Source organism: Sulfitobacter sabulilitoris, assembly GCF_005887615.1.
GTDB classification, from domain to species: Bacteria; Pseudomonadota; Alphaproteobacteria; order Rhodobacterales; family Rhodobacteraceae; genus Sulfitobacter_E; species Sulfitobacter_E sabulilitoris.
In genome coordinates, this window is the sequence record NZ_VANS01000002.1 from 631,377 (window position 1) to 656,801 (window position 25,425).

The 25,425-nt window shown below is 63.7% G+C and carries 25 protein-coding genes; 17 read left to right on the top strand and 8 right to left on the bottom strand.

What is annotated here, in order from left to right:
* Window positions 1-18: 18 nt before the first annotated feature.
* Complete coding sequence (locus FDT80_RS11450) at window positions 19-756, bottom strand: N-formylglutamate amidohydrolase (protein WP_138662402.1); 738 nt, start codon at window positions 754-756, stop codon at window positions 19-21.
* Window positions 757-893: 137 nt separating this feature from the next.
* Here FDT80_RS11450 and pyk point away from each other — a divergent pair, with 137 nt between their 5' ends.
* The 4 genes from pyk to rplT all read left to right on the top strand — a co-directional run bounded on the left by pyk (window position 894) and on the right by rplT (window position 3,321).
* The gene (gene pyk / locus FDT80_RS11455) at window positions 894-2,339 is read left to right on the top strand and encodes a pyruvate kinase (RefSeq protein WP_138662403.1); all 1,446 of its coding nucleotides are present in this window, start codon (window positions 894-896) and stop codon (window positions 2,337-2,339) included.
* A gap of 32 nt (window positions 2,340-2,371) precedes the next feature.
* Window positions 2,372-2,596: a hypothetical protein gene (locus FDT80_RS11460; RefSeq protein ID WP_138662404.1), complete on the top strand. Its 225-nt coding sequence runs from the start codon at window positions 2,372-2,374 to the stop codon at window positions 2,594-2,596.
* A 140-nt stretch (window positions 2,597-2,736) separates the two neighbouring features.
* Entirely contained in the window at window positions 2,737-2,937 is a 201-nt protein-coding gene (rpmI, locus tag FDT80_RS11465; protein ID WP_138662405.1) for a 50S ribosomal protein L35, read from the top strand.
* A gap of 18 nt (window positions 2,938-2,955) precedes the next feature.
* Window positions 2,956-3,321 carry a 50S ribosomal protein L20 gene (rplT, locus tag FDT80_RS11470; RefSeq protein ID WP_138662406.1) on the top strand — a complete coding sequence of 122 codons (366 nt, stop codon included), beginning with the start codon at window positions 2,956-2,958 and terminating at the stop codon, window positions 3,319-3,321.
* Between the two features lie 258 nt (window positions 3,322-3,579).
* Here rplT and FDT80_RS11475 read toward each other — a convergent pair whose 3' ends face one another.
* The gene (locus FDT80_RS11475) at window positions 3,580-3,987 is read right to left on the bottom strand and encodes a GFA family protein (RefSeq protein ID WP_138662407.1); all 408 of its coding nucleotides are present in this window, start codon (window positions 3,985-3,987) and stop codon (window positions 3,580-3,582) included.
* Between the two features lie 144 nt (window positions 3,988-4,131).
* Here FDT80_RS11475 and pheS point away from each other — a divergent pair, with 144 nt between their 5' ends.
* From pheS to FDT80_RS11495, 4 genes are all read left to right on the top strand, one after another.
* Entirely contained in the window at window positions 4,132-5,205 is a 1,074-nt protein-coding gene (gene pheS / locus FDT80_RS11480; RefSeq protein WP_138662408.1) for a phenylalanine--tRNA ligase subunit alpha, read from the top strand.
* A 62-nt stretch (window positions 5,206-5,267) separates the two neighbouring features.
* The gene (gene pheT / locus FDT80_RS11485; RefSeq protein ID WP_138662409.1) at window positions 5,268-7,667 is read left to right on the top strand and encodes a phenylalanine--tRNA ligase subunit beta; all 2,400 of its coding nucleotides are present in this window, start codon (window positions 5,268-5,270) and stop codon (window positions 7,665-7,667) included.
* A 24-nt stretch (window positions 7,668-7,691) separates the two neighbouring features.
* Window positions 7,692-8,141 carry a YtoQ family protein gene (locus tag FDT80_RS11490; RefSeq protein WP_138662410.1) on the top strand — a complete coding sequence of 150 codons (450 nt, stop codon included), beginning with the start codon at window positions 7,692-7,694 and terminating at the stop codon, window positions 8,139-8,141.
* A gap of 59 nt (window positions 8,142-8,200) precedes the next feature.
* Window positions 8,201-9,811 (top strand): GMC family oxidoreductase, encoded by a 1,611-nt coding sequence (locus FDT80_RS11495; RefSeq protein WP_138662411.1) that lies wholly within the window; start codon window positions 8,201-8,203, stop codon window positions 9,809-9,811.
* A 4-nt stretch (window positions 9,812-9,815) separates the two neighbouring features.
* On the opposite strand, the gene FDT80_RS11500 is transcribed toward FDT80_RS11495, so the two are convergent.
* Window positions 9,816-10,523: a glutathione S-transferase family protein gene (locus tag FDT80_RS11500; RefSeq protein ID WP_138662412.1), complete on the bottom strand. Its 708-nt coding sequence runs from the start codon at window positions 10,521-10,523 to the stop codon at window positions 9,816-9,818.
* 151 nt (window positions 10,524-10,674) lie between these two features.
* Between FDT80_RS11500 and mscL the strand changes: the two genes are divergently transcribed.
* On the top strand, window positions 10,675-11,109 hold the full coding sequence (mscL, locus tag FDT80_RS11505; protein ID WP_138662413.1) for a large conductance mechanosensitive channel protein MscL: 435 nt from the start codon (window positions 10,675-10,677) through the stop codon (window positions 11,107-11,109).
* A gap of 63 nt (window positions 11,110-11,172) precedes the next feature.
* On the opposite strand, the gene ald is transcribed toward mscL, so the two are convergent.
* Window positions 11,173-12,291: an alanine dehydrogenase gene (ald, locus tag FDT80_RS11510; RefSeq protein ID WP_138662414.1), complete on the bottom strand. Its 1,119-nt coding sequence runs from the start codon at window positions 12,289-12,291 to the stop codon at window positions 11,173-11,175.
* 142 nt (window positions 12,292-12,433) lie between these two features.
* On the opposite strand from ald, the gene FDT80_RS11515 reads away from it, so the two are divergent.
* From FDT80_RS11515 to FDT80_RS11530, 4 genes are all read left to right on the top strand, one after another.
* On the top strand, window positions 12,434-12,892 hold the full coding sequence (locus tag FDT80_RS11515; RefSeq protein WP_138662415.1) for an Lrp/AsnC family transcriptional regulator: 459 nt from the start codon (window positions 12,434-12,436) through the stop codon (window positions 12,890-12,892).
* Between the two features lie 34 nt (window positions 12,893-12,926).
* The gene (locus tag FDT80_RS11520; RefSeq protein WP_138662416.1) at window positions 12,927-13,292 is read left to right on the top strand and encodes a hypothetical protein; all 366 of its coding nucleotides are present in this window, start codon (window positions 12,927-12,929) and stop codon (window positions 13,290-13,292) included.
* Between the two features lie 33 nt (window positions 13,293-13,325).
* A complete protein-coding gene (locus FDT80_RS11525) occupies window positions 13,326-14,909 on the top strand; it encodes a GMC family oxidoreductase (RefSeq protein WP_138662417.1) in 1,584 nt (527 codons plus the stop codon).
* 274 nt (window positions 14,910-15,183) lie between these two features.
* Window positions 15,184-16,722, top strand: coding sequence for an AMP-binding protein (locus FDT80_RS11530; protein ID WP_138662594.1), 1,539 nt, complete (start codon window positions 15,184-15,186; stop codon window positions 16,720-16,722).
* 103 nt (window positions 16,723-16,825) lie between these two features.
* On the opposite strand, the gene FDT80_RS11535 is transcribed toward FDT80_RS11530, so the two are convergent.
* The 3 genes from FDT80_RS11535 to katG all read right to left on the bottom strand — a co-directional run bounded on the left by FDT80_RS11535 (window position 16,826) and on the right by katG (window position 20,698).
* Window positions 16,826-17,257, bottom strand: coding sequence for a universal stress protein (locus tag FDT80_RS11535; RefSeq protein WP_138662418.1), 432 nt, complete (start codon window positions 17,255-17,257; stop codon window positions 16,826-16,828).
* 109 nt (window positions 17,258-17,366) lie between these two features.
* A complete protein-coding gene (locus tag FDT80_RS11540) occupies window positions 17,367-18,095 on the bottom strand; it encodes a DUF2189 domain-containing protein (protein ID WP_246039926.1) in 729 nt (242 codons plus the stop codon).
* A 428-nt stretch (window positions 18,096-18,523) separates the two neighbouring features.
* Window positions 18,524-20,698: a catalase/peroxidase HPI gene (katG, locus tag FDT80_RS11545; protein WP_138662419.1), complete on the bottom strand. Its 2,175-nt coding sequence runs from the start codon at window positions 20,696-20,698 to the stop codon at window positions 18,524-18,526.
* 126 nt (window positions 20,699-20,824) lie between these two features.
* Here katG and FDT80_RS11550 point away from each other — a divergent pair, with 126 nt between their 5' ends.
* Window positions 20,825-21,742 (top strand): hydrogen peroxide-inducible genes activator, encoded by a 918-nt coding sequence (locus FDT80_RS11550; RefSeq protein ID WP_138662420.1) that lies wholly within the window; start codon window positions 20,825-20,827, stop codon window positions 21,740-21,742.
* A 248-nt stretch (window positions 21,743-21,990) separates the two neighbouring features.
* On the opposite strand, the gene rpsU is transcribed toward FDT80_RS11550, so the two are convergent.
* Window positions 21,991-22,197 (bottom strand): 30S ribosomal protein S21, encoded by a 207-nt coding sequence (rpsU, locus tag FDT80_RS11555; protein ID WP_138662421.1) that lies wholly within the window; start codon window positions 22,195-22,197, stop codon window positions 21,991-21,993.
* A 127-nt stretch (window positions 22,198-22,324) separates the two neighbouring features.
* On the opposite strand from rpsU, the gene FDT80_RS11560 reads away from it, so the two are divergent.
* The 3 genes from FDT80_RS11560 (at window position 22,325) to FDT80_RS11570 (ending at window position 25,363) form a co-directional block, all read left to right on the top strand.
* Window positions 22,325-23,035, top strand: coding sequence for a COQ9 family protein (locus tag FDT80_RS11560; protein ID WP_138662422.1), 711 nt, complete (start codon window positions 22,325-22,327; stop codon window positions 23,033-23,035).
* Between the two features lie 308 nt (window positions 23,036-23,343).
* Window positions 23,344-24,327 (top strand): NAD(P)H-quinone oxidoreductase, encoded by a 984-nt coding sequence (locus FDT80_RS11565; protein ID WP_138662423.1) that lies wholly within the window; start codon window positions 23,344-23,346, stop codon window positions 24,325-24,327.
* Window positions 24,328-24,388: 61 nt separating this feature from the next.
* Entirely contained in the window at window positions 24,389-25,363 is a 975-nt protein-coding gene (locus FDT80_RS11570; protein ID WP_138662424.1) for a quinone oxidoreductase family protein, read from the top strand.
* The last annotated feature ends 62 nt before the right edge of the window (window positions 25,364-25,425 follow it).

Below are 25,425 nucleotides of genomic sequence, written 5' to 3' on the forward strand. Positions count from 1 at the left end.
AAGCTCCTGTTGGGTCAGTCAAAGATCGGTCCGGGCCAGAACCGTTTCAAGTATCGGCGCCATCCGGTCGGCCCAGGCGGTCTGGCCGTAGTCCTCTGCGATCAGGTCGTTGCGCAGTTCGATCAGCACGTGCGGCCGGCCGTGGCGCAGGGCGTGGCGGTCCATCGTGTCGCCGCGCATTCGGCCGGTGTAGGGTTCGTTATCGCCCAGGGTCAGGTCCGGCTCTGCTGCCAGATGCGCCATCAACGGGTCGGCGAACCGCCGGTCGTCGGCATACAGGACGCCGATCTGCCATGGCCGGGGCGGTCGCCCGCGCAACTGCGGCGTAAAGCTGTGAACCGACACGATGACCGTGCCCGGACGCGCGGCCAGATCGGCCAGCGCGGCATGGTAGGGCCGGTAGCACAGATCGAGCCTGCGTTCGCGTTCTGCCGCGTCGGCGTGGCGGTTGCCGGGGATCAACGTACCGTCGTAGAGCTTCATCAGAAGCGTCGGGTCGTCTTCGCCGCGGTTCGGGTCAACGACAAGCCGCGAGAAATTGGACAGGATCACCGGGCTGTCGAGCCGCTGCGCCAGCGCACGGCTGACCCCGGCGGCGCCGATGTCGAACGCGATATGCCGGTCCATGTCCGCGGGCAACAGGCCCAGGTCACCGCCTGCGACCGCCGGCGGAACCAGGTTCGACGCGTGGTCGCATACGACAAGCCAGCGCCCTGGTCGGTCGAGGCCATCGCTAAAAAAAGGAGTGTATGTCATTTACCTTACACCTTAGTCATCGCACTGTTAGGGCAGTTGCCTGAAAATGAAAACCGGGTGATAAGCCCTGGGCGTCGTTAGCGATAACATCGCAATGATTTGGGCGCGCCACGACAGAAAAAAGGATGCATGATAGGATGAGACGGCTTCGCAATGTCAAGATCGTGGCGACCCTCGGTCCGGCGTCGGACACTTACGACATGATCCACGCGCTGCATGTGGCCGGCGCGGATGTCTTCCGTTTGAACATGAGCCACGGAAGCCATGACGAGATTCGCGAAAAGCACCGGATCATTCGGCAGATCGAACAGGATACCGGATCGACGATCGGTATCCTCGCGGACCTTCAGGGGCCGAAATTGCGCGTCGGTGTCTTTGCACAGGAAAGCGAGCAGCTTGACGAAGGCGATGCATTTCGGCTCGATCTGGACAACGCCGAAGGCGACCGGACCCGGGTCTGCCTGCCGCACCCCGAGATTTTCGCGGCGCTCGAACCGGGGGCCAGCCTGTTGGTCAACGATGGCAAGATCCGCCTCAGGGTCGAGAGGTGCGGCGACGACTACGCCGACTGCACGGTGGTCGCGGGCGGTGTGATCTCCAATCGAAAGGGCGTGAACGTGCCCGACGTCATGCTGCCGTTGGCCGCGCTCAGCGACAAGGACCGCGCCGATCTGGAATTCGTGTGCGCGCTCGGCGTGGATTGGCTTGCCCTGTCCTTTGTCCAGCGGGCCGAAGACGTCGTCGAGGCGCGCGATCTGGCCAAGGGCCGGGCCGCGATCTTGTCGAAAATCGAAAAACCCTCTGCGGTGACGCATTTCGAGGCGATCCTCGCCGCCAGCGACGGGATAATGGTGGCGCGCGGGGATCTGGGCGTTGAATTGCCCGTCCAGAATGTGCCGCCGATCCAGAAGCGACTGGTCCGCAAATGCCGTACGGCGGCAAAGCCCGTTATCGTGGCGACCCAGATGCTCGAGAGCATGATCGAAAGCCCGATGCCGACCCGTGCCGAGGTGTCGGACGTGGCAACCGCGATCTATGAGGGGGCCGACGCAGTGATGCTGTCGGCGGAATCGGCGGCGGGCAGCTATCCGGTCGAGGCCGTGACGACGATGAACAATGTCGCCATCGAGGTCGAACAGGATCCGACCTATACCCAGATCATCGAAGCCTCGCGTATCACCGAAGGCAAGTCGATCGCCGATGGCATCGTGTCGGCCGCGCGCGAGATCGCCGAGACTACCGACATCAAGGCGATCTGCTGCTTCACCCAAAGCGGGACGACAGCGCTCTTGACGGCGCGCGAACGCCCCCGCGTTCCGATCATCGCGATGACGCCGCTTGTCGGCACGGCGCGGCGCCTGGCGCTAAGCTGGGGGACGAACTGCGTACTGACCGAAACGCTGGACAGGTTCAAGATGGCTGTGGTTGCCGCGGCACGCGCGGCGCGTTCCGAAGGGTTTGCCGGACCGCAGGATCAGATCGTCGTCACCGCCGGGGTGCCGTTCAACGTGCCGGGCAGCACGAACATCCTGCGGGTCGCGCCCTGCGACGAACGTTTGATTTTCAGCACCGATCCGGAGTAGCGTGACGCCACGTAAATAGTGGAGTACCCGTCATGGACCCCGATCTCGCCTTGGTGTTGGGCATTATTGTTGCGGCTTTCTCGGTTCCATCGATCCTTTCGGCGATCAGCGACGGGCGCGCGCCGCGGGCATCTGCCCTCACGATACTGATTGCGGGGGGGTTGGTTCTCTATGCGATCCAGTACACTCCGGGCGGGTACGCGTTGGAGGAGGTGCCGGACATCTTTGTGCGTGTCGTGGGGCGGTACATGCCCTGAGGCCATGTTGGGTCCGGGCGGTCCGACCCCTCTTGCATGTCCTGCGATTGCCGCCTATACGGCGCACTTCGATCCGCGGGACCGGCCAATGTGGCATGCCGAGTCGCGCGCAATACCGACCCGAACCATAGGAGACGGAAATGCCCAAGATGAAGACGAAATCAAGCGCCAAGAAGCGCTTCAAGGTGACCTCCACTGGCAAGGTCATCGGCGGCCAGGCCGGCAAACGGCATGGCATGATCAAGCGGACCAAGAAATTCATCCGCGACGCACGGGGTACGACGGTATTGTCCGCGCCCGACGCCAAGATCATCAAGGGCTTCATGCCCTACGACCGCTAAGCCAGAAGGAATACAGACATGTCCCGAGTCAAAGGTGGAACAGTCACCCACGCCCGCCACAAGAAGGTCATCAAGGCCGCCAAAGGTTACTACGGTCGCCGCAAGAGCACTTTTAAGGTCGCGCGTCAGGCCGTCGACAAGGCCAACCAATACGCAACCCGTGACCGTAAGAACCGCAAGCGCAACTTCCGTGCGCTTTGGATCCAGCGGATCAACGCCGCCGTGCGCAGCCATGACGAGGCGCTGACATACTCGCGCTTCATCAACGGCTTGTCGCTGGCCGGTATCGAAGTGGACCGCAAGGTCCTGGCCGATCTGGCCGTGCACGAACCCGACGCCTTTGGTGCGATCGTGAAGCAGGCGCAGGACGCACTGGCCGCATAAGCGCCGCTGTCAAAACGGTATCCAAAGCGCCGCTTCATGCCGAAGCGGCGCTTTTTTCATGTCCGACGCTGTCTTGATGTGCGGCTTGCGCCGCGCGACATGTTTCGCGGATCTTTTTTACAAAAGATCCGCGATCGGTGCCTCCGGCGGGGATATTTAGAAAACAAAAGAAGTAGGCTGTCTTTCGCTTCTTTTGTGTCTGAATGCCCCGGGAACTGGGGCCGAGCCCCGACCGCGGTAGAACCGGGCGAACGGGCATTACCTTTTCGGCAATCGCTCGAACTGCGGCAGGCCGTCCTTGATCTGGTGAAAGGGTTGTCGGTCGAGGGTGTGGATCGCCATCGCCGGTTGGTCATAGGCCGCGGGGGTGTCCAAAGTGCCGACCTTGAGGATGACGGAGGCCAACCCGGGGCGCCGCGTCGCGATGTGGGTGCCGCAGTCGGTGCAGAATTCCCGCGTCACCGGTGTGTCCAGATCGCTTCGGGCAAAAAACCTTGGGCTGCCCTTGGTGTATTCGAACCCGTCTTGCGGCATCAGCATGAAGAAATTCGGCCCGCCGCCGGATATGTATTGGCATTCGCGGCAATGGCATTGCGCCTTGAACGTGGGCGCGCCCTGCGCGCTGTAGCGCAGCGCGCCGCAGTAGCATCCGCCTGTCAGTGTCATCCGCTGTCTCCTTCTTGCCGGGCGTGTCCAGTGTGGGGCGGACGCGGCCCCGCGGCAAGAGGGATGCGCGAAACCGGGTGCGGCGGCTTGTATTCAGGCGCGGTTCTGGTAGCACGTCTGCGACATAAAGCAGGCGGAGCGGTCATGGACGATCTCAAGCGCAAATATCTGGGGCAGATTGCCGAGGCGACCGACGAGGCCGCTCTTGAGGTGATCCGCCTTGCCGCCGTGGGCAAAAAGGGCGAAGTCGCGCTGAAGATGCGCGAGCTTGGCAAGATGACGCCGGAAGAGCGTCAGGCCGCGGGTCCGGCGCTGAATGCCCTCAAGGACGAGATCAATTCGGCGCTGAGCGCCAAGAAGGCCGGCCTTGCCGATGCGGCGCTGGACGAGCGGTTGCGGTCGGAATGGCTGGACGTGACATTGCCCGTCCGCCCGCGGCGCGAAGGCACGATCCACCCGATCAGCCAGGTCAGCGAGGAAGTCGCCGCGATCTTTGCCGAGTTGGGGTTTTCCGTGGCAGAGGGCCCGCGCATCGATACCGATTGGTACAATTTCGACGCGCTGAACATTCCCGGCCACCACCCCGCGCGCGCCGAGATGGACACGTTTTACATGCACCGCGCCGAGGGCGACAACCGTCCGCCACACGTGTTGCGCACCCACACCAGCCCGGTGCAGATCCGCACGATGGAGGCGCAGGGCGCGCCGTTGCGCATCATCTGTCCCGGTGGCGTCTACCGCGCGGACTATGACCAGACGCATACACCGATGTTCCACCAAGTCGAGGGGCTGGCCATTGACCGCGACATATCGATGGCAAACCTGAAGTGGACGCTGGAGGAATTCTTCAGCGCTTTCTTTGAAATCGACGGCATCAAGACGCGGTTTCGCGCCTCCCATTTCCCCTTCACCGAACCGTCGGCGGAGGTGGACATTCAGTGCTCATGGGTTGACGGTCAATTGCGCATCGGCGAGGGCGACGGCTGGATGGAAGTTCTCGGCTCGGGCATGGTGCACCCCAAGGTGCTGGCCGCGGGCGGGATCGACCCCGACAAGTGGCAGGGCTTTGCCTTTGGCATGGGAATCGACCGGATCGCGATGCTGAAATACGGCATCCCGGATTTGCGGGCGTTCTTTGACAGCGATTTGCGGTGGTTGCGGCATTATGGTTTCGCGTCACTGGACCAGCCAACGCTGCATGGCGGGCTGTCGCGGTAACTCGCGGCTACGGCTTTACGACCTGACAAGGCCATTTCGCGGCCACACACGGGAAGACACAGATGAAATTCACACTCTCCTGGCTCAAAGATCATCTTGAGACCACCGCCACGCTGGACGAGATCACCTATGCGCTCACCGATCTCGGGCTTGAGGTCGAGGGGGTCGAGGATCGTGGTGCCGCCCTGCGGGGTTTCACGCTGGGCTATGTGGAAAGCGCGGAAAAGCACCCCGACGCGGACCGTTTGCGGGTCTGCCAGGTGCAGACCGACGAGGGCGTCAAGCAGATCATCTGCGGCGCACCCAACGCGCGCGAGGGGATCACGGTCGTTGTGGCCAAGCCGGGCGTCTACGTGCCTGGCATCGACACCACGATCGGCGTGGGCAACATCCGCGGCATCGACAGCTACGGCATGATGGCCTCGGAACGCGAGCTGGAGCTGAGCGAAGAGCACGACGGCATCATCGAGCTGCCCGCGGGCAACGTCGGTGACAGTTTCGTCGACTGGCTTGCCGAACATGACCCCGCCAAGGTCGATCCGGTGATCGAGATCGCGATCACACCGAACCGGCCCGACGCGCTGGGCGTGCGCGGCATTGCGCGCGATCTGGCCGCGCGCGGCCTGGGCAAGCTGAAAAAGCGCGAAGTCGATGCGGTGCCGGGTGAATTTGCCTGCCCCGTCAAGGTCAGCATCGACGCCGACACGCTGGAACAGGCGCCGGTGTTCTTTGGCCGGATGATCCGGGGCGTCACGAACGGCCCCAGCCCGCAGTGGTTGCAGGATCGTCTGCGCGCCATCGGATTGCGCCCGATCTCGTTCCTTGTCGATGTGACCAATTTCTTCACCTACGATCGCAATCGTCCGCTGCATGTCTTTGATGCCGACAAGATCGCGGGCGATACCCTGCGCGTGCATCGCGCCAAAGGCGGCGAGACGTTGATGGGGCTGGACGAAAAGGAATACACCTTCGACGAAGGCATGACGCTGATTTCGGACGACAATGGCGTGGAAAGCATCGCGGGCGTGATGGGCGGGCTGCGCACCGGTTGCACCGAAGAGACCGTGAGCGTGTTTCTCGAGGCGGCCTATTTCGACCCGGTCCGCACCGCCTACACGGGCCGCGCGCTCAAGATCAACTCGGACGCGCGGTATCGCTTCGAACGCGGGATCGACCCGGAATGGACGCCCTACGGGATCGAGCATGCGACGCGGATGATCCTGGACCATGCGGGCGGTGAAGCGTCCGAGGTGATCGTGGCGGGCAAGATCCCGGACACGCGCCGCGCCTACAAGCTGGACGCCGCGCGCGTTCAATCGCTCGTGGGCATGGACATTCCCGAAAGCGAGCAGCGCCAGACGCTGACGGCGCTGGGTTTCATCCTCGAGGGGACATTGGCGCATGTGCCAAGCTGGCGGCCCGACGTTCAGGGCGAGGCCGACCTGGTCGAGGAGGTCGCGCGCATCGCGTCGCTGACCAAACTCGAGGGGCGGCCGCTGCCGCGTCTGACGCCGGGGGTGCCGCGCCCGATCTTATCGCCGATGCAGCGCCGCGAAGGTATCGCGCGGCGTACGGCGGCGGCGCTGGGCTACAACGAATGTGTCACCTACAGCTTTATCGACGAAGCGTCGGCCAAGCTGTTCGGCGGCGGCGACGACGCGACCCGGCTTGAAAACCCGATCAGCAGCGAGATGAGCCATATGCGCCCTGCGCTGTTGCCCGGATTGTTGCAGGCGGCGGCCCGCAACCAGGCGCGCGGCTTTGCCGACATGGCGCTGTTCGAGGTCGGCCCCGCATTTCACGGGGGCGAGCCTGGCGAGCAGCATCTGCTGGTCACGGGGCTGCTGGTCGGGCGCACCGGGCCCAAGGATGTGCATGGCGCCGCGCGCGCGGTCGATGTGTTTGACGTCAAGGCCGATGCCGAGGCGGTTCTTGCCGCGATGGGCGCACCCGCCAAGTCGCAGATTCTGCGCGGGGCGGCGGATTGGTGGCACCCCGGCCGGCACGGGATGATCTGCCTTGGTCCGAAAAAGGTGCTGGGCGTGTTCGGAGAGGTACACCCCCGCGTCCTGGAGGCGATGGATGTCAAAGGGCCGGCGATGGCCTTTACCCTCTGGCCCGCCGAGGTGCCGATCCCGCGCAAGACGGGCGCCACCCGGCCCGCGTTGCAGGTCAGCGATCTGCAGGCGGTGGAGCGCGATTTCGCCTTTGTCGTGGATGCCGAGGTCGAGGCGCAGGCGCTGATCAACGCCGCGATGGGGGCGGACAAGGCGATCGTTCAGGAAGTCCGGGTCTTTGACGAATTCATCGGTGGGTCGTTGGGCGAGGGCAAGAAATCGCTCGCGCTGACGGTGCGGATGCAGCCCACCGACAAGACGTTCAAGGACAAGGATATCGAAGCCGTGGGCGCCAAGGTGATCGAAAAGGTGACCAAGGCCACCGGCGGCGTGCTGCGCGGCTGAAAGTCAGATCGAAGGAGTTAAGCGATGACGCTGAAGGTTTATCTGTCGGGTGAAATCCACACCGACTGGCGCGAGCAGATCACGACCGGTGCACACGGGCTCGATGTGGTCTTTGGCAGCCCGGTGACCGATCACGCCGCCAGCGACGATTGCGGCGTGGCGATCTTGGGCGGCGAGGACAGGAAATACTGGCACGACCACAAGGGGGCGATGGTCAATGCGATCCGCACCCGCAAGGGGATCGCCGAGGCCGATGTCGTCGTCGTGCGGTTCGGCGACCAGTACAAGCAGTGGAACGCGGCGTTCGACGCGGGCTATGCCGCGGCACTGGGCAAGTCGCTGATCATCCTGCATGGGCCGGATCATGCCCATGCGTTGAAAGAGGTGGACGCCGCGGCCCTCGCCGTGGCCGAAGACCCGGCGCAGGTCGTACAGATCCTGCGTTATGTGCTGACGGGGGCGCTGCCCGGCTAATCCATTTGCCAGCCGCCCCCCGGCCCCACTACGATAGCGGGAAGCAGGGGGGCGGCTTTATGGAATTCGACTACGTGATCGTCGGCGGTGGTTCTGCCGGATGCGTGCTGGCCGCGCGGCTGAGCGAGAACGCAAAGGCGAAGGTCTGCCTGATCGAGGCGGGCGGGGAGGGGCGCGACATTTTTGTCCGTGCGCCCGCGCTGGTGGCCGCGATGGTGTCGGGCCGCCCCAGGATCAACAACTGGGCGTTTCACACCGAACCGCAAAAGGGCCTGAACGGACGCCGCGGGTTCCAGCCGCGCGGCAAGGGGCTGGGCGGGTCATCCGCGATCAATGCGATGCTGTATGCCCGCGGTCACGCGCGTGACTATGACGAATGGGCCGACATGGGATGCGCGGGCTGGGATTGGGACAGCGTTCTGCCCTATTTCAAGAAGGCCGAAGGCAATGTGCGCGGCGCGGATGCCTATCATGGTGCCGACGGCCCCCTGCAGGTTGCCGAACAATCGGAGCCGCGCGCGATAACCCATGCCTTTGTCGAGGCGGCGGCCTGTCAACAGGTGCGCCAGACCGACGATTTCAACGGCCCCCGGCAGGAAGGAGCCGGGCTTTACCAGGTGACGCAATTCCACGCTGGGCCGCACCGGGGCGAGCGGTGTTCGGCGGCGGCGGCGTATCTGTCCCCGACCGTGCGGCAACGGCCGAACCTGGCCATTCTGACAAAGACCATCGCGATGAAGGTGGTGATCGAGGGCGGTCGCGCCACCGGCGTCGTGATCGACCGCGCCGGCCGGCGAGAGGTGGTCGAGGCACGACGCGAAGTCGTTCTGTCCGGCGGCGCGTTCGGGTCGCCGCAGGTCCTGCTTTTGTCCGGCATCGGGCCGCGCGACGAGCTGGCCCGCCACGGGATCGAGGTGGAGCACGAATTGCCGGGCGTGGGCCGGAACCTTCAGGACCACCTGGATTACGTTCTGAGCTATCGGTCGAAGCGCGACGACGTGGTCGGGCTTGGCCCAAAGGGGCTGATGCAACTGGCCGCGGCCGGCCTGCGTTGGCGGCGTGACGGAACGGGGATGTTCGCCTCGCCCTTTGCCGAAGGCGGTGCGTTTCTGCGATCGACGCCGGACGTGGACCGACCCGATCTGCAACTGCATTTCGTGGTCGGTATCGTCGATCAGCACATGCGCAAGATCCACTTTCGCTATGGGTTTTCGTGCCATGTCTGCGTGCTGCGCCCGTTCAGCAGGGGGCACGTGGGTCTGCAGTCGACCAATCCGCGCAAGCCCCCGCGGATCGATCCGAACTATCTGGACGATCCGCGCGACCTTGAACTGCTCAAGCTGGGCGCGCGCAAGATGCAAGCGATCCTGACCGCGCCGCCGCTGGATCCGTGGCGCGATGCGCAGCTTTACCCGCATGACGGATCTGATGCCGCGCTCGAGGCGGACATCCGCAACCGCGCCGATACGATCTATCACCCCGTCGGCACGGCCAAGATGGGCACGGACGACATGGCGGTGGTGGATCCGTCGTGCCGTGTCCACGGGCTCAAGGGGTTGCGGGTGGTGGACGCGTCGGTGATGCCGCGACTGATCGGCGGCAACACCAATGCGCCCACGATCATGATCGCCGAAAAAGCCGCCGCGATGATCCGCGCGGCGGCGTCGTGATCCCTTAGGCGGCAACCTCGCGCGGCGGAATCTGGCGCCCCTTGATCACGGCGGGCCGCGCCAGAAAACGGTCAAGATAGGCCACGGCGTTCGGATGATCCGACCAGCCGACTGCGTCCTGGGTGCCGTAGAATTCAAGCGCGGCAAGCCATGGCGCAATCGCGATGTCCGCGATCGAATAGTCGCCCGCGATCCATTCCTTGCCCGCCAGTTCCCGTTCCAACACCGCCAGCAGGCGCTTGCTTTCGTCGATGTAGCGTTGCTGCGGGCGCTTGTCGTCCCATTCGGACCCGGCGAATTTGCTGAAAAATCCCATCTGTCCGAACATCGGTCCAAGGCCGCCCATCTGAAACATCAGCCACTGCGTGACATGCGCCTTGTCGGCGGCGGTCCGGCCGATCAGCCGCCCGGATTTCTGCGCCAGGTACAGCAGGATCGCACCGCTTTCGAACAGCGTCACGGGTGTGCCGTCGGGGCCGTTCGGATCGATGATCGCGGGGATCTTGTTGTTGGGATTGAGCGACAGGAACTCGGGGCTTTTCACGTCCTTGTCCGACAGGGTCACGGTATGCGCCTCGTAGGGGATGCCCATTTCCTCGAGCGCGATGGACACTTTGACGCCGTTCGGGGTGGGAAAGGAATAAAGCTGCAGAATTTCGGGATTCTGCGGCGGCCATTTCTTGGTGATCGGATAAACAGACAGGTCAGCCATGGGGCACCTCTTTGAGAAAAATGTACGACATCAGCTAATCATGCCGGGCGACAAAAACACTGCGTAGAATGCGCGGGGCTGTGTTAATCAGTGCACAGTCGACCATAATCAACACCGCCCCAAAAGAGGGCACTGCGTGCGAGGGAACTTTATGATCAATGAATTCAAGGACTTCATTGCCAAGGGCAATGTGATGGATTTGGCGGTGGGCATCATCATCGGTGCCGCTTTCACCGCTATCGTGTCGTCGCTGGTGGGCGATCTGATCAACCCGATCATCGGCCTGATCCTGGGCGGTGTCGATTTCACAAGCATGTATGTCGTATTGTCGGGCAATGTGCCCGCCGGTGTTGGCCTTGACGCGGCCCGCGAAAGCGGTGCGGCAATATTTGCCTACGGTGCATTCGTCACGGCCTGCATCAATTTCCTGATCATCGCGTTCGTGGTCTTCATGCTGGTCAAGGCGGTCAACAAGCTGAAGTCGGCGGCGGAAAAGCCGGACGACGTTGCGCCAGAGGTAAAGACGGGCCCGTCCGAACTGGATGTTCTGCTGGAGATCCGCGACCAGTTGGCCAAGGGCCGCTGAACACGCGCCCTCGCAAAGATCCGGCCCGCCGATATCAACCGGCGGGCCGGACGGGACAAGCGCCTAATGCTTGACGGCGATGCTGGGTGACATCACGTCGATCCCTAGCGCCTTGCCGACCGCGTAATAGGTCAGATGGCCGGCATGTACGTTCAGCCCGTCCATCAGGTGCGGATCGTCGAGGCAGGCCTGCTTCCAGCCTTTGTCGGCCAGCGCCAGCATGAACGGCATCGTGGCGTTGCCAAGCGCGATGGTCGAAGTGCGCGCGACCGCGCCGGGCATGTTGGCCACGCAGTAATGCATGATCCCATCGACGTCATAGATCGGATCCTGATGCGTCGTGGCCTTTGACGTCTCGAAACAGCCACCCTGATCGATCGCCACGTCCACAAGGGCCGCGCCAGGCTTCAGTTCGGACAGTTGCGCGCGGGTGATCAGCTTGGGCGCTTCTGCGCCGGGGATCAGAACCGCGCCGATGATCATGTCGGCCATGCGGGCAAGTTCGATGGTATTGCCGGCGCTGGCGTAGCTGGTCTTGAAGGTGCCGCCAAAGACATCGTCAAGATAGCGCAGCCGTGGCAGCGACCGGTCGAGCACCGTGACATCCGCGCCCATGCCCGCGGCGATGCGCGCCGCATGGGTGCCCACGACGCCGCCGCCGATCACCATCACTCGCGCAGGGCCAACACCGGGCACGCCGCCCATCAGTACGCCGCGCCCACCATTGGCCTTTTGCAGGGTCCACGCGCCGACCTGCGGCGCAAGGCGCCCGGCCACCTCGGACATCGGCGCCAGAAGCGGCAGGCCACCGTTGCGATCGGTTACCGTCTCATAGGCGATGGCGGTGCAGCCGCTGGCCAGAAGATCCTTGGTCTGCGCGGGGTCGGGCGCCAGATGCAGGTAGGTGAACAGCAACTGGCCCTCGCGCAGCATCTTGCGCTCGCCCGCCTGCGGCTCCTTGACCTTGACGATCATGTCGGCCTTGGCAAACACATCCTCGGCCGTTGCGATGATCTCGGCTCCGGCGGCGATATAGTCGGCGTCCTCGAACCCGGCACCGATCCCGGCGCCGGACTGGATAAGGACGGTATGGCCGTGGTTGACCGCTTCCTGCGCCGCGTTGGGTGTCAGGCCCACGCGGAATTCCTGTGGTTTGATCTCTGTCGGGCAGCCGATTTTCATGGATCCATCCTCCGTAAGTGCTGTTTGTCGCGGATCATAAAGCGACGCCAATGCAATTGCGCAGCGAATGTGGGTCGCCAAAGCGCCTGTTTGTCGAATAACCTGCGGTCAAAGGGTCACAAGTTCGAAGGTTCGTGCGCCAATGCCGTTAGACGCCACAGATCGCCGTATCCTGACCGCGCTGCAACGCAGGGGGCGGATGTCGAACGCCGAGCTGTCGGAGGCGGTTAATTTGTCGCCATCCGCGTGCCATCGCAGGGTGCAGCGATTGGAGCAGGAAGGATACATCCGCGACTATGTGGCGCTTCTGGATGCGCGCAAGCTCGGCGTGGCCACGACGGTCTTCGTCGAAATCACGCTGCAGGGGCAGGCGGATGAGGTGCTGGACGCCTTCGAGCGCGCGGTGCGGCTCATTCCCGATGTTCTGGAATGTCACCTGATGGCGGGATCGGCGGACTATCTTCTCAAGGTCGTGGCCGAAAACACCGAGGATTTCGCGCGCATCCACCGTCAGTACCTCGCGCGGTTGCCGGGGGTCGGGCAGATGCAGTCGTCATTCGCGTTGCGCACGGTCTTCAAGACCACGGCGTTGCCGGTATGATGGAACCGCAGCAAAGGGAGGAGCGGCAGTGGTATTGGCAATGATTTCACGGGCGGGGCAGGCGGCGATCTTGTCACTGGCGCTGGCGGCCTGCACGATGACCCCGCCGACGACGCAGGATGCGCCGGCGGAAAACGCGCGCGGCTTTTTGCAGGTGGTCGCGAACCAGCCCTGCGGGCCGGCAGGATTTGGCGGGCGCTATCTGCAGCTGCGCAATGCGCATCCCGACCGCAGGATTTCCGTGACCTACCGTGTCGACTGGACCTATCAGAACCAAAGGCGCAGCCGCGAACGGACCGGAACATGGTCGCCCGGGCGGTCCAACCCTCTTGGCTGTACGGTGCCGGGGCCCACGGTGCAGCGGTTCAACTATACGATTGTATCTGCACGCTTTCTGTAGAGACTGGGGCCACGTGACCGCAGGAGCATCGGCTTGACTTGGGATTACATCATCGTCGGCGCGGGCAGCGCGGGCTGCGTGCTGGCCAAACGGCTGAGCGAGGCAGGCAACCGCGTGCTGCTGCTGGAAGCCGGCGGAAAGGACAACTATCATTGGGTGCATATCCCGATGGGGTATCTTTATTGCATCGGAAATCCGCGCACCGACTGGATGTACCGCACCGCCGCCGAGCCGGGCCTGGGCGGGCGGTCTTTGCTGTATCCGCGCGGCAAGGTCCTGGGCGGGTGCAGTTCGATCAACGGAATGTTGTATCTGCGCGGGCAGGCGGCGGATTACGATGGATGGCGGCAGACGGGTCTGACCGGATGGGGCTGGGACGATGTGCTGCCGTATTTCAAACGGTCCGAGGATTACGTCGAGGGCGCCAGCGATCTGCATGGCGCGGGGGGCGAATGGCGGGTGGAAAACCAGCGCCTGCATTGGGACGTGCTGGATCACTGGCGCGATGCCGCTGTGGCCTGGGGGCTGCCGGCGGTCACGGATTTCAACACCGGTGACAACGAAGGTGTGGGGTATTTCCGCGTCAACCAGCGTGGCGGCTGGCGGATGAACACCGCAAAGGCATTCCTGCGCACCACCGGCGGGCCGGGGTTGAAGGTGCTGACCCAGGCGCACACCCGCCGCATCGTGATAGAGGGCGGCCGCGCCGTCGGCGTGGAATATGACCATGGCGGCACTGCTCATGTCGTGCGCGCCGAGGCCGAAGTGATCCTGTCCGCGGGGGCGGTGAACAGCCCGCAGATCCTGCAACTCTCCGGTCTGGGGCCGGGCGGCGTGTTGCGTGATCACGGCATCGACGTCGTTCGCGACGTGCCGCAGATCGGTGAAAACCTGCAAGACCATCTGCAACTGCGCTGCGCGTGGCGGCTGACCGGGGCCAAAACGCTGAACACGATGGCGAATTCGCTTTGGGGCAAGGCGCGGATCGGGTTGGAATACCTGATCAACCGCTCGGGCCCGATGTCGATGTCGCCCAGCCAGCTTGGCGCTTTTTCCCGCTCGCGCGAGGGGCTTGCGACGCCCGATCTGGAATATCACGTACAGCCCCTGTCGCTCGAGGCGTTCGGCCAGCCGCTGCATGATTTTCCGGCCCTGACCGCCAGCGTGTGCAACCTGCGCCCCGAAAGCCGGGGCACAATCAGGATCGCAAGCGCCGATCCGCATGACGCGCCCGTCATCGCGCCGAACTACCTGAGCACGCCGGGCGACCGGCGCGTGGCGGTCGATGCCATCCGGCAGGCGCGCAGCATCATGGCGCAATCCCCGATGGCCCGCTATGCCCCGCAAGAGATCAGCCCCGGCATGTCATCCGACAACGAGGAGGCGCTGATGGAGGCGGCGGGGCGTATCGGCACGACGATCTTTCACCCGACCTGCACCGTGCGGATGGGCAACGACGCGGCTGCCCCTTTGGACGGTCAGATGCGCCTGCGCGGGGTGGAAGGATTGCGAGTGGTCGACGCCAGCGCCATGCCGAGCATCCCCAGCGGCAACACCAACGCGCCGACGATCATGATGGCGGAAAAGGCGAGCGACATGATCCTGGGGCGGGATTGACCCGGATCATGTGCCACGCACCCGAGGGCTCGTGCGGCCTTGCCCTGTCGGATCATGCCGCCCAGGCCGCAGATGTCGGCAAAGGTGCTGCCGCGACGGCGGATCATCCGGTTCTGGGCTGGATTCGCCCATTCGACGCATGATCGAACGCGATCGCCGCAGGGCCGTTCATGGGGATCGGGTTGCGCCGCGACGCGGAATTGGCCCGTATGGCATCGGGCGGTATCATTTGGCCCGGAACCGGGAGGCAGGTATGGACGCACGCATCGTTGGCATGAACCCGGCTGAATGGCTGCGCCGTACCGCGCGTCGGTCGCCCAAGGCGCCTGCACTGCTCACCGGGACCCGGCTGGATGCGACCTATTCGGAATTTGCCGGGCGGTCCGCAGCCGTCGCAGGGGCGCTTGCCGCGAGAGGTGTCGAAAAGGGTGACCGCGTCGCGCTGTTTCTGAGCAATTGCACCGCCTACCTCGAGGCGCTTTATGCGATCTGGTGGATCGGCGCGGTTGCGGTGCCGATCAACGCCAAGCTGCATGCCCGCGAAGCGGCCTGGATCATCGGAACCTCGGGCGCATGCCTGGTATTCGGCGATGACAAAACAACCGCCGGCTTGAAAGGCCTCACGCCAAAGGGGGTTCAGGTCGTCTCGGTCGGGCGCGGGGATTTTGACGCGATGCGGCATGGCGCACCTGCCGCGGCACCGGCGGCCTGCAGCGCCGATGATGTCCTCTGGCTGTTCTATACCTCCGGAACGACGGGCCGACCCAAGGGCGTGATGATCACCGCCGGAAATATTGCCGCGATGACCATGTGCTACTTTGTGGATGTGGACGATGTCCGCGCGGAGGATGCGATCCTTTACGCCGCACCGATGAGCCATGGCGCGGGGCTCTACAATTTCATGCATGTCCTGCGCGGGGCACGCCACGTCGTTCCCGCAAGTGGCGGATTCGACGCGCGGGAGATCCTCCAACTGGCACCCGGGATCGGCCCGGTGTCCATGTTCGCCGCGCCGACCATGGTGCGCCGTCTTGTCGATGTCGCGAAAACGACAGGCAGCACCGGCGACGGGCTGCGTACGGTCGTCTATGCGGGCGGACCGATGTACGAGGCTGATATCCTGGAGGCGGTGGATGTCATGGGTCCCCGGTTCGTCCAGATTTACGGTCAGGGCGAATGCCCCATGGGCATCACCGCGCTGACCCGGCATGACGTGGCCGACCGCAATCATCGGCGCTGGCGCGAGCGGCTCAATTCGGTCGGCACGGCGCAGAGCCTGGTCGATGTCGCGATCCTTGGCGAGGATGGTAAGGAACTACCGCACGGCGCGATCGGCGAAATCGCGGTCCGGGGGGCCACCGTGATGGCGGGGTATTGGCAAGATCCCGGGGCCACCGCGAAAACGCTGCGCGGCGATTGGCTGTGGACCGGTGACATGGGCCGGATGGATGCCGACGGCTATGTCACCATGCACGACAGGTCCAAGGACATGATCATCTCGGGCGGGTCCAACATCTATCCGAGAGAGGTGGAGGACGTCCTGCTGAGCCATCCGGGGGTGCACGAGGTCGCGGTGGTGGGGCAGGCCGATCCCGAATGGGGAGAGGTCGTGGTGGCCTTTGTGGTGGGCCACGAGGGACAGACTGTCGATACCGCTGCGCTCGATGCGTTGTGCCTTGCGCGGATCGCCCGCTTCAAGCGGCCCAAGGCATATCATTTTGTCGCGGCCCTGCCGAAGAACAACTACGGAAAGGTGCTCAAGACCGACCTGCGCGCCAGACTGCACGAGGACGCCGACGGATCGGCGCCCTGAAGGGACAGGCCGTGCTGCCCGCGGTCTTTTTGGCCCTTTCGCGGCGGGCCGACGTATCCGGTGCCCGACCGGCCGGCGCCCGGGCTTGTCGGGCCGCGACCGGTCACAGAACGGTCAGGACGGGGCAGGTCGCATGCGCGGTCAGCTTTTGCGAGACGCTGCCCATCAGCAGCCCGCGCAGCGTGCCCAGCCCTCGACGCCCGGCAACGATCAGATCGGCGCCCGTGTCCGTGGCATGGTGCAGAATGGCCTCGGCGGGACTGCCTTGCAGAACCTGCGTCGTGGCGTCGTGGCCCGATTGCCGCGCGATGTCCGCTGCCCGCGCCAGCACGTCGTCGGCGGCCTGGCGCACCTTCTCTTCGTTCACGGGGATCACGACGGCGCTTGCGCCCACTGCGATGGCGGTCGTCTGGAGTTCGGGAACATGGACGATTTCAAGGCTCCCTTGGTACTTTTCCGCAAGATCGGCAGCGACGCGCAACGCCGATTCGGCGTGGTCGGAGCCGTCGAATGAAACCAGAATTTTCTTGAACATCACGTGCCTTTCGTTTTGGTGCGGTCAAACTATGCGATACCGGGCGGCGGTGAATCCTTGATTGAAATCAAGGTGCACGAAGTGCAGGCCGTTGCGCAGCCTTGAGGTTTCAAGCCGGGTCCGCGGGAAGGATCGACAGGTCGTAGAAGTGCCAGGTCGCGTGGCCGAGGATCGGGAAAACGACAAGAAGCCCGAGAAAGAATGGCGCAAGCGACGCCAGTGTCGCGACCGCGACAAAGGCGGCCCACCCCAACATCACCATGGGGTAGGACATGACGTGGCTGAAACTGGCAATCATCGCGGTCATGACATCGACTTCGCGGTCCAGCAGCATCGGCAATGCCACCACGGTGATACTGTACAGCAAAAGCGCAAAAAGTGCGCCGACCGCCGTCCCCACCGCGAGCATCGTCACCCCATTCGGCGTCAGGAAGACGGCAAACGAGCTTGAGATGTTGGTCATCCGGGACAGGCCGAGGAACAGGGCAAAGATCATATGCCCGATGAAAAACCAGAACAGGAATATGAAGATGATCGCGGCCCCGATCAGCGGCAGTTGCCGTTCGCGTTGTTGCAGCACCACGCCGATCACGCCGGACCAGTCGAGCGGCTGACCGGTCTGCAACCTGCGCGACACCTCGTACAGCCCAACGGCGGCAAATGGTCCAAAGAGGGGAAACCCGAAAGCGGCGAGGACAAGCCAGTACGTGTTTCCCGTCTGTGCCGTGATCCACGCCATCAGCCAACCGAAAAGCACGTAGAACCCCGATATCATCAGGCCAAAGCGCGGCGCGCGCCGCAGATCGGACCAGCCGAGCGCCAAGGCCTGCACAAGCAACGAAAGCGTCGGCGCCCTGAAGCGGGGCGCACCGGATAACGCCTGACGTGCGGCGCGATGGGGCTGTGGGTCAGTTGCTTGCACGGTGGTCTGGTCTGCCTTGCGGGGGCGTGATGCGCCGCCGTTGTCTTCACTGAACGGGGTGTTCAGTGATGTCGTGGTGACAAGGCCGGACCCCTGCCACCCCTGACACCAGGGACCATGGGCCGCACGAAGTATCCTTGATGTGGATCAAGATGCGCGCGCAGTACGCGCGGATCGCCCGCTTTTCGGGGCATGCAACACGGGCCGGACCTGCAAAAGCCGCCGTGCGATCAGATGCCGTTGCCTGGCGAACCCTCGCCGCGACAGCAGGGGCGGGGGGGTATGTTCGACCGTTCAAAGCGGCCGGAAAATGTCCGGGCAGACGGGCTGCCCGGACATGTGGTTCAGGCTACCAGATCGAACCGGTCCGCATTCATGACCTTCGTCCAGGCCGCCACGAAGTCGCGCACGAACTTTTCGGCGTTGTCGTCTTGGGCGTAGACCTCGACGTAGGCGCGCAGGATCGAGTTGGACCCCAGCACCAGGTCGGCACTTGTCGCTGTCCATTTGACCGCGCCGGTCTTGCGATCGCGGATTTCATAGATCCCGTCCTGATCGACCGGGTGCCAGCTATAGCCCATATCGGTCAGGTTGACGAAAAAGTCTGTCGTCAGTTGGCCTTCGCGGTCGGTGAACACTCCATGCCTGGACCCACCGTAATTGGTGCCGAGAACGCGCATGCCACCCACAAGCACGACCATCTCCGCCGCTGTCAGGCCAAGCAGTTGCGCCCGGTCCAGCATCAGCTCTTCGGGACGGGCGGCATAGTCTTCCTTCTGCCAGTTGCGGAATCCGTCGGCCAGGGGCTCAAGATCGGTGAAGCTGTCGGCGTCGGTCTGCTCCTCGGTCGCGTCGCCGCGGCCTTTGGCAAAGGGCACCTCGACATCGTGGCCAGCGGCCTTGATCGCCTGCTCAAGCCCGACATTGCCGGCCAGAACGATCACATCCGCCAGTGACGCGCCCGTCTCGGTGGCGATGGGCTCGAGAAGGCCAAGCACCTTGGCCAGACGCTCGGGCTCGTTGCCCACCCAGTCCTTCTGCGGCGCCAGACGGATGCGCGCGCCATTGGCGCCGCCCCGCTTGTCGGAGCCGCGGAAGTTTCGCGCGCTGTCCCATGCAGTTGCGATCATGTCGGCCGCGCTCAGGCCGCTGTCGGCGATCTTGGACTTGACGGCCGCCAGATCGTAGCCGGTGTTGCCCGCCGGGACCGGATCCTGCCAGATCAGATCTTCGGCCGGTACGTCGGGGCCGTAGTAGTTCACCTTTGGCCCCATGTCGCGGTGCGTCAGCTTGAACCACGCCCGCGCGAAGGTCTCGGCAAGGTACTCGGGGTCCTTGTGGAACCGCTCGCAAATTTCGCGGTAGATCGGATCGACCTTCATCGCCATGTCGGCATCTGTCATGATCGGGTTGTGCTTGACCGACGGATCGGAGGCATCCGGCACCTTGTGCTCTTCGGCGATATCGATCGGTTCCCACTGCCACGCACCGGCGCGGGATTTCGTGGTCTGCCACTCGTAGCCGAACAAAAGTTCAAGGTATCCGTTGTCCCATTGGGTCGGGTTGGTCGTCCATGCGCCCTCAAGGCCCGATGTATGCGCCTGGTTGGCCTTGCCTTCGAACTTCGGATTGCTCCAGCCAAGTCCCGCTTCCGCGAGGGTCGCACCTTCGGGTGCCGCGCCGATTTCGGCCTGCATGCCGTGGCATTTGCCGACCGTGTGCCCGCCCACCGTCAGCGCGGCGGTCTCTTCGTCGTTCATCGCCATGCGCGAGAACGTCGTGCGGACGTATTCAGCCGTGAGCGCCGGATCCGGATTGCCGTTCACGCCTTCCGGGTTCACATAGATCAGGCCCATGTGCGACGCCGCCAGCGGGTTGTACATCGTGCTTGGGTCGTTGATGTCCTCGACACGCTCGTCCGTCGGCGCCTCCAGAACACTGTCGTTGCCCCAGTTGATGTCGGTTTCCGGGCCCCAGATGTCCTCGCGTCCGAAGCCGAAGCCAAAGGTCTTGAGCCCCATGGAGGAATAGGCGACCGTGCCCGACAGGACGATCAGGTCCGCCCAGGAGAGGGCGTTGCCGTATTTCTTCTTGATCGGCCAAAGCAGGCGCCGCGCCTTGTCGAGGCTGGCGTTGTCCGGCCAGGAATTCAACGGCGCGAAACGGATGTTGCCCGTGCCCGCACCGCCACGGCCATCGCCCAAACGGTAAGAACCCGCCGCGTGCCACGCAAGGCGGATGAACAGACCGCCGTAGTGACCCCAGTCGGCGGGCCACCAGTCCTGGCTGTCGGTCATCAGGGCATGAAGATCGGCTTTGACAGCTTCGAAATCCAGACCCTTGACCGCCTCGCGATGGTCGTAGTCGGCATCCATCGGGTTGGTGCGGGCGCCATGCTGATGGAGGATGTCGATGTTCAGCGCTCTGGGCCACCACTTCGTCACCGGGCTTGCCACCGTGGTATTGCCGCCGTGCATGACCGGGCAGCCCCCTGTCGCGTTCACGTTGTTTCCGTCCATGAGTCTCTCCAATTGGTTTGATCGATCGAGCCAGCGGCGATGCGCCGGTACATTGGTTGCGCAAAATAGCCTACGGCATCTATAAACTCCAATTGAATAATCTTAAAGCCGCTATAAGCTACGCTAATGATGAACCTGACGATCAAGCAACTGCGATACTTCGATGCGCTGGCCCGTCATCAGCATTTCGGGCGCGCCGCCGAGGCATGTTCGATCTCGCAGCCGGCCCTGTCCTTGCAGGTCAAGGAGTTGGAGGGGATGTTCGGCACGCCGCTGGTCGAGCGCAATGCCCGAAAGATCCGTCTGACATCGACCGGTGAGGATTTCATCAGGAAGGGCCGCGAAATCCTGCTTGCAGTGGAAGAGCTCGAGGATCTCGTGCGGGCGTCCAACACACCGCTGGCAGGCCGGCTGCGACTGGGAATCATCCCGACCGTCGCGCCGTACATACTGCCGGAAATCATTACCGCGCTGTCTCAGCGGTTCCTCGGGCTCGAGCTGGAACTTCGCGAATCGGTGACGCGATCCTTGATCGACGACCTGTTGGAAGCGCGGCTTGACCTTGCGGTCGTAGCATTGCCGATGTCTGAGCCCACGTTGCGGGAATTCGCGCTTTTCGAAGAGGATTTCGTTTTGGTGCGCCCGTCCGAAGACGCGGGCAAACCCGTTCCGAGCCCCAAAATGCTGCAATCGATGCGCCTGTTGCTGCTGGAGGAGGGGCATTGCTTTCGCGATCAGGCCTTGTCGTTCTGCCAGTTCGCCAAGACCAAGCCGCGCCAGTTGATGGAGGGGAATTCGCTTTCGACGCTGGTGCAAATGGTCAGCGCGGGCATGGGCGTGACGCTTATTCCGGAAATCGCGCTGTCGCTCGAAACACGGTCTGCTGACGTCTCCATCGCGCGGTTTCCCCAATCGCGACCGTCGCGGACCATCGGAATGGTCTGGAGAAAGACGAACCCGTTGTCGGACCAGCTGATGACGATCGGGGCGATCATCCGCGAAGTCGGGCAGAAAAAGCGTGATAGCCGCGCACAAGGGCAATAGCCGTTTCGCACCACAGTATGGGGGAGTCGCGGGATGTGTCCGCGTTTTCGTCATGACGCGTCGGCGGAACGACAGGGGGTGATCCGGTCTGCTCGGACGTCGGTCAGGATTGGGCAGGGTCGGCTTCGCGTAGCATCCTCGCCGCCTGACCGGTACGGCACCTAATCCGCCGACCCCACAAACACAAACCCCCGCGGGCGGGTGCCTGCGGGGGGTCGTTGTCTCTGTCGCAAAATGCGAGGGATGACTTACATCATGCCTTCGCGTTGTGCTTTCTTGCGTGCCAGCTTGCGGGCACGGCGGATCGCTTCAGCTTTCTCGCGCGCGCGTTTCTCGCTGGGCTTCTCGAAATGTTGCTTGAGCTTCATCTCGCGGAAGACACCTTCGCGCTGCAGCTTTTTCTTCAGGGCACGAAGCGCCTGATCGACGTTGTTGTCGCGAACACTAACCTGCATGTGGTTTTCACCACCTTTCTAAGTTGAGTTGCAAGGAATTGCAGGAAGTGGGCATATAGCAAGCATGCCCTAGTTTGTCCAGTCCAAGGATGCCTGCGCGAACCACCGGCGCAAAAGGAGCGAAGCGATGACCGTAGCCTACGAAAAAGCCAAGAACGACCTGCTGGATGCCGCGCTCAAGCATGTCGCCTTTGAGGGCTGGTCGCCCGCGACCTTCGAGGACGCGGTGCGCGATACCGGTATAGATGCCGGCGTTGCACGGGCGGTCTGTCCGCGTGGGGCGCTGGACCTTGCGGTGGCCTATCACAAGCGCGGCGATGCGCAGATGGTGCAGCGGATCAGGGATGCCAGTTTTGACGGCATGAAGTTTCGCGACAAGATCGCCGCTGCGGTCCGAATCCGGCTCGATCTGATTGCCGACAAGGAATTGGCGCGGCGCGGGTCCACGCTTTTTGCGTTGCCGCATCACGCCGCCGAAGGCAGCGCGCTGATCTGGGGAACGGCCGATGCCATCTGGACGGCGCTTGGCGACACGTCGGACGATGTGAACTGGTACACCAAACGTGCGACGCTCAGCGCGGTCTATAGCGCCACATTGCTCTATTGGCTGGGTGACAGCAGCACGGACAACGAGGCGACATGGGCCTTTCTGGATCGTCGGATCGACAATGTGATGCAGATCGAAAAGCTGAAAGCGCATGTGCGCGACAGCCCGACCCTGTCGCGGCTGATGGCCGGGCCGAACTGGCTTTTGGGGCACATCAAGGCCCCGTCGAAAGCCAGCCGGTCGGGATTGCCGGGGCGCTGGGCAGACCCACGCGAAAGCCGGGATCACTAGCCGACAAGCCGCGTTGCGGTCTGCAGGCCACCACCGCCGGATCCGGCGATCGCCACCGCATGGCGCGCAGCGTCATGAGCGTGTAGCGGTTAAGCACCGGACAGAGCCCGAGACTCATCGTGCCGCAGAGCCGCAGCCATGGCAAAGGTGACAAGAGCACTGGCAGGCTGCGACACGACGATCATCGTGCGAGCGCAGGGCGAGAGAAACAGGGTGAGAGAAAAATGTGCGTCCAGCCGTGATTGCGCCCGGCCCTGCGATGCGCGATGCTGGTCGCGACACATTGACCACAGATCAGGAAACAGCAGATGACCGACCAGATGCGCGCCGTTGAAATCACCAAACCGGGCGGGCCGGAGGTGTTGCAACTCACCCAAAGGCCCGTGCCCGAGCCCGCGCACGGCCAGGTCGTGATCAAGGTGGCATATGCGGGGGTCAACCGGCCCGATGCGCTGCAACGCGCGGGCATGTACGCGCCGCCCCCGACCGCGAGCGATCTGCCGGGGCTGGAAGCCTCGGGCGAGGTGGTCGCGCTGGGCGACGGCGTCACCGATCTGGCCATCGGCGACAAGGTCTGCGCGTTGCTGCCGGGCGGCGGTTATGCCGAATATGTGGCGACCCCCGCGGCGCATTGCCTGCCAATCCCCGACGGACTCAGCCTCGGGCAGGCGGCCTGCCTGCCCGAAACATTCTTTACCGTATGGTCCAACGTCTTCACCCGTGGAGGATTGCAGGCGGGCGAGCGGTTCCTGGTGCATGGCGGATCGTCTGGCATCGGCACGACCGCGATCCAGCTTGCGCATGCCTTTGGTGCGCGCGTCTTCGTCACCGCCGGCTCGGACGAGAAATGCTCTGCCTGCATCGACCTGGGGGCGGAAGAGGCAATCAATTACCGCACGTCCGATTTCGTCGAGGTGATGAAGGCGCAAGGCGGGGCGAACCTGATCCTCGACATGGTGGGCGGCGAATATATCCCGCGCAATCTTGAGGCGCTGGCGATGGACGGGCGGCTGGTTCAGATCGCGTTCCTGCAGGGGCCCAAGGTCGAAGTCAATTTCGCGCCGTTGATGATGCGGCGGCTGACGATGACCGGCAGCACCCTGCGCCCGCAAAGCGACCTGGCCAAGGCACGGATCGCGCAGGATCTGGCGGAGGCGGTCTGGCCGCTGCTGGCGGCGGGCAAGGTGGCGCCCGTGATGGACCAGGAATTTGCACTGGCCGACGCGGCGCAGGCCCATGCGCGCATGGAAAGCAGCGCGCATATTGGCAAGATCGTTTTGAAAGTCGCTTGATCCGGATTCCGCCGGCGACAGGTATTTTGCGGGCAAGCCCCGCGCAGCGAAAGGACACGACATGGCGAAAACAGTTATGATAGAGGCGTTTGGCGGACCGGAGGTGATGCAGGTCGTGGACCGCCCGGTGGGCGAACCGGGACCTGGCGAGATCCGCATTGCCCACAAAGCCTGCGGGCTGAACTTCATCGACGTCTACCAGCGCACCGGGCTTTATCCGCTCGAACTGCCGCATCCGCTCGGGATGGAGGCGTCCGGTGTGATCGAAGCCGTGGGCGAGGGCGTCACGCACCTCAAGGCGGGCGACCGCGCCGCCTATGCCTCGATGCCACCGGGCGCCTATGCACAGGCCCGCGTGATGCCGGCGGCACAGGTTTGCCCGCTGCCTGACGATATTTCCTTCGATGACGGTGCCGCGATGATGCTCAAGGGGCTAACGGTCGTCTACCTCTTTCACCGCACGACACCGCTCAAGCGCGGCGACACGGTCCTGTTTCACGCGGCAGCGGGCGGCGTTGGCCTGATCGCCTGCCAGTGGGCGCGCTCCGAAGGGATCACCCTGATCGGGACGGCGGGCACGGATGACAAATGCCAACTGGCGCTGGATCACGGCGCCAGCCACTGCATCAACTACCGGACACAGGATTGGGTTGCGCAGGTCAAGAAGCTGACCGACGGCAAGGGTGTTGATGTCGTGATGGATGCCGTGGGGGCCGACACCTTTGACGGTTCGCTCAATTCGCTCAAACCGCTGGGAATGATGATCAGTTTCGGCAATGCCTCTGGCCCGGTGCCGCCATTTTCGGTCGGTATTCTGGGGCAGAAGGGATCGCTCAAGATCACGCGTCCGACGTTGTTCACGCATATCGCGGATCATCACGCCTGTCAGGAGATGGCATCACAGCTTTTCGGCAAGGTGCGGTCGGGCGACGTCAAGATCAAGATCGATCAGCGGTTCCCGCTGGAGGACGTCGCTGCCGCGCATCAGGCGCTTGAGGCGCGCAAGACCACCGGCAGCACGATCCTGACGGTTTAGGTAAAACGGACGGTGCCCGCTGCCTCCGGCGGAGGTGTTTATCGCCAAAAGAAGCGGTTTGC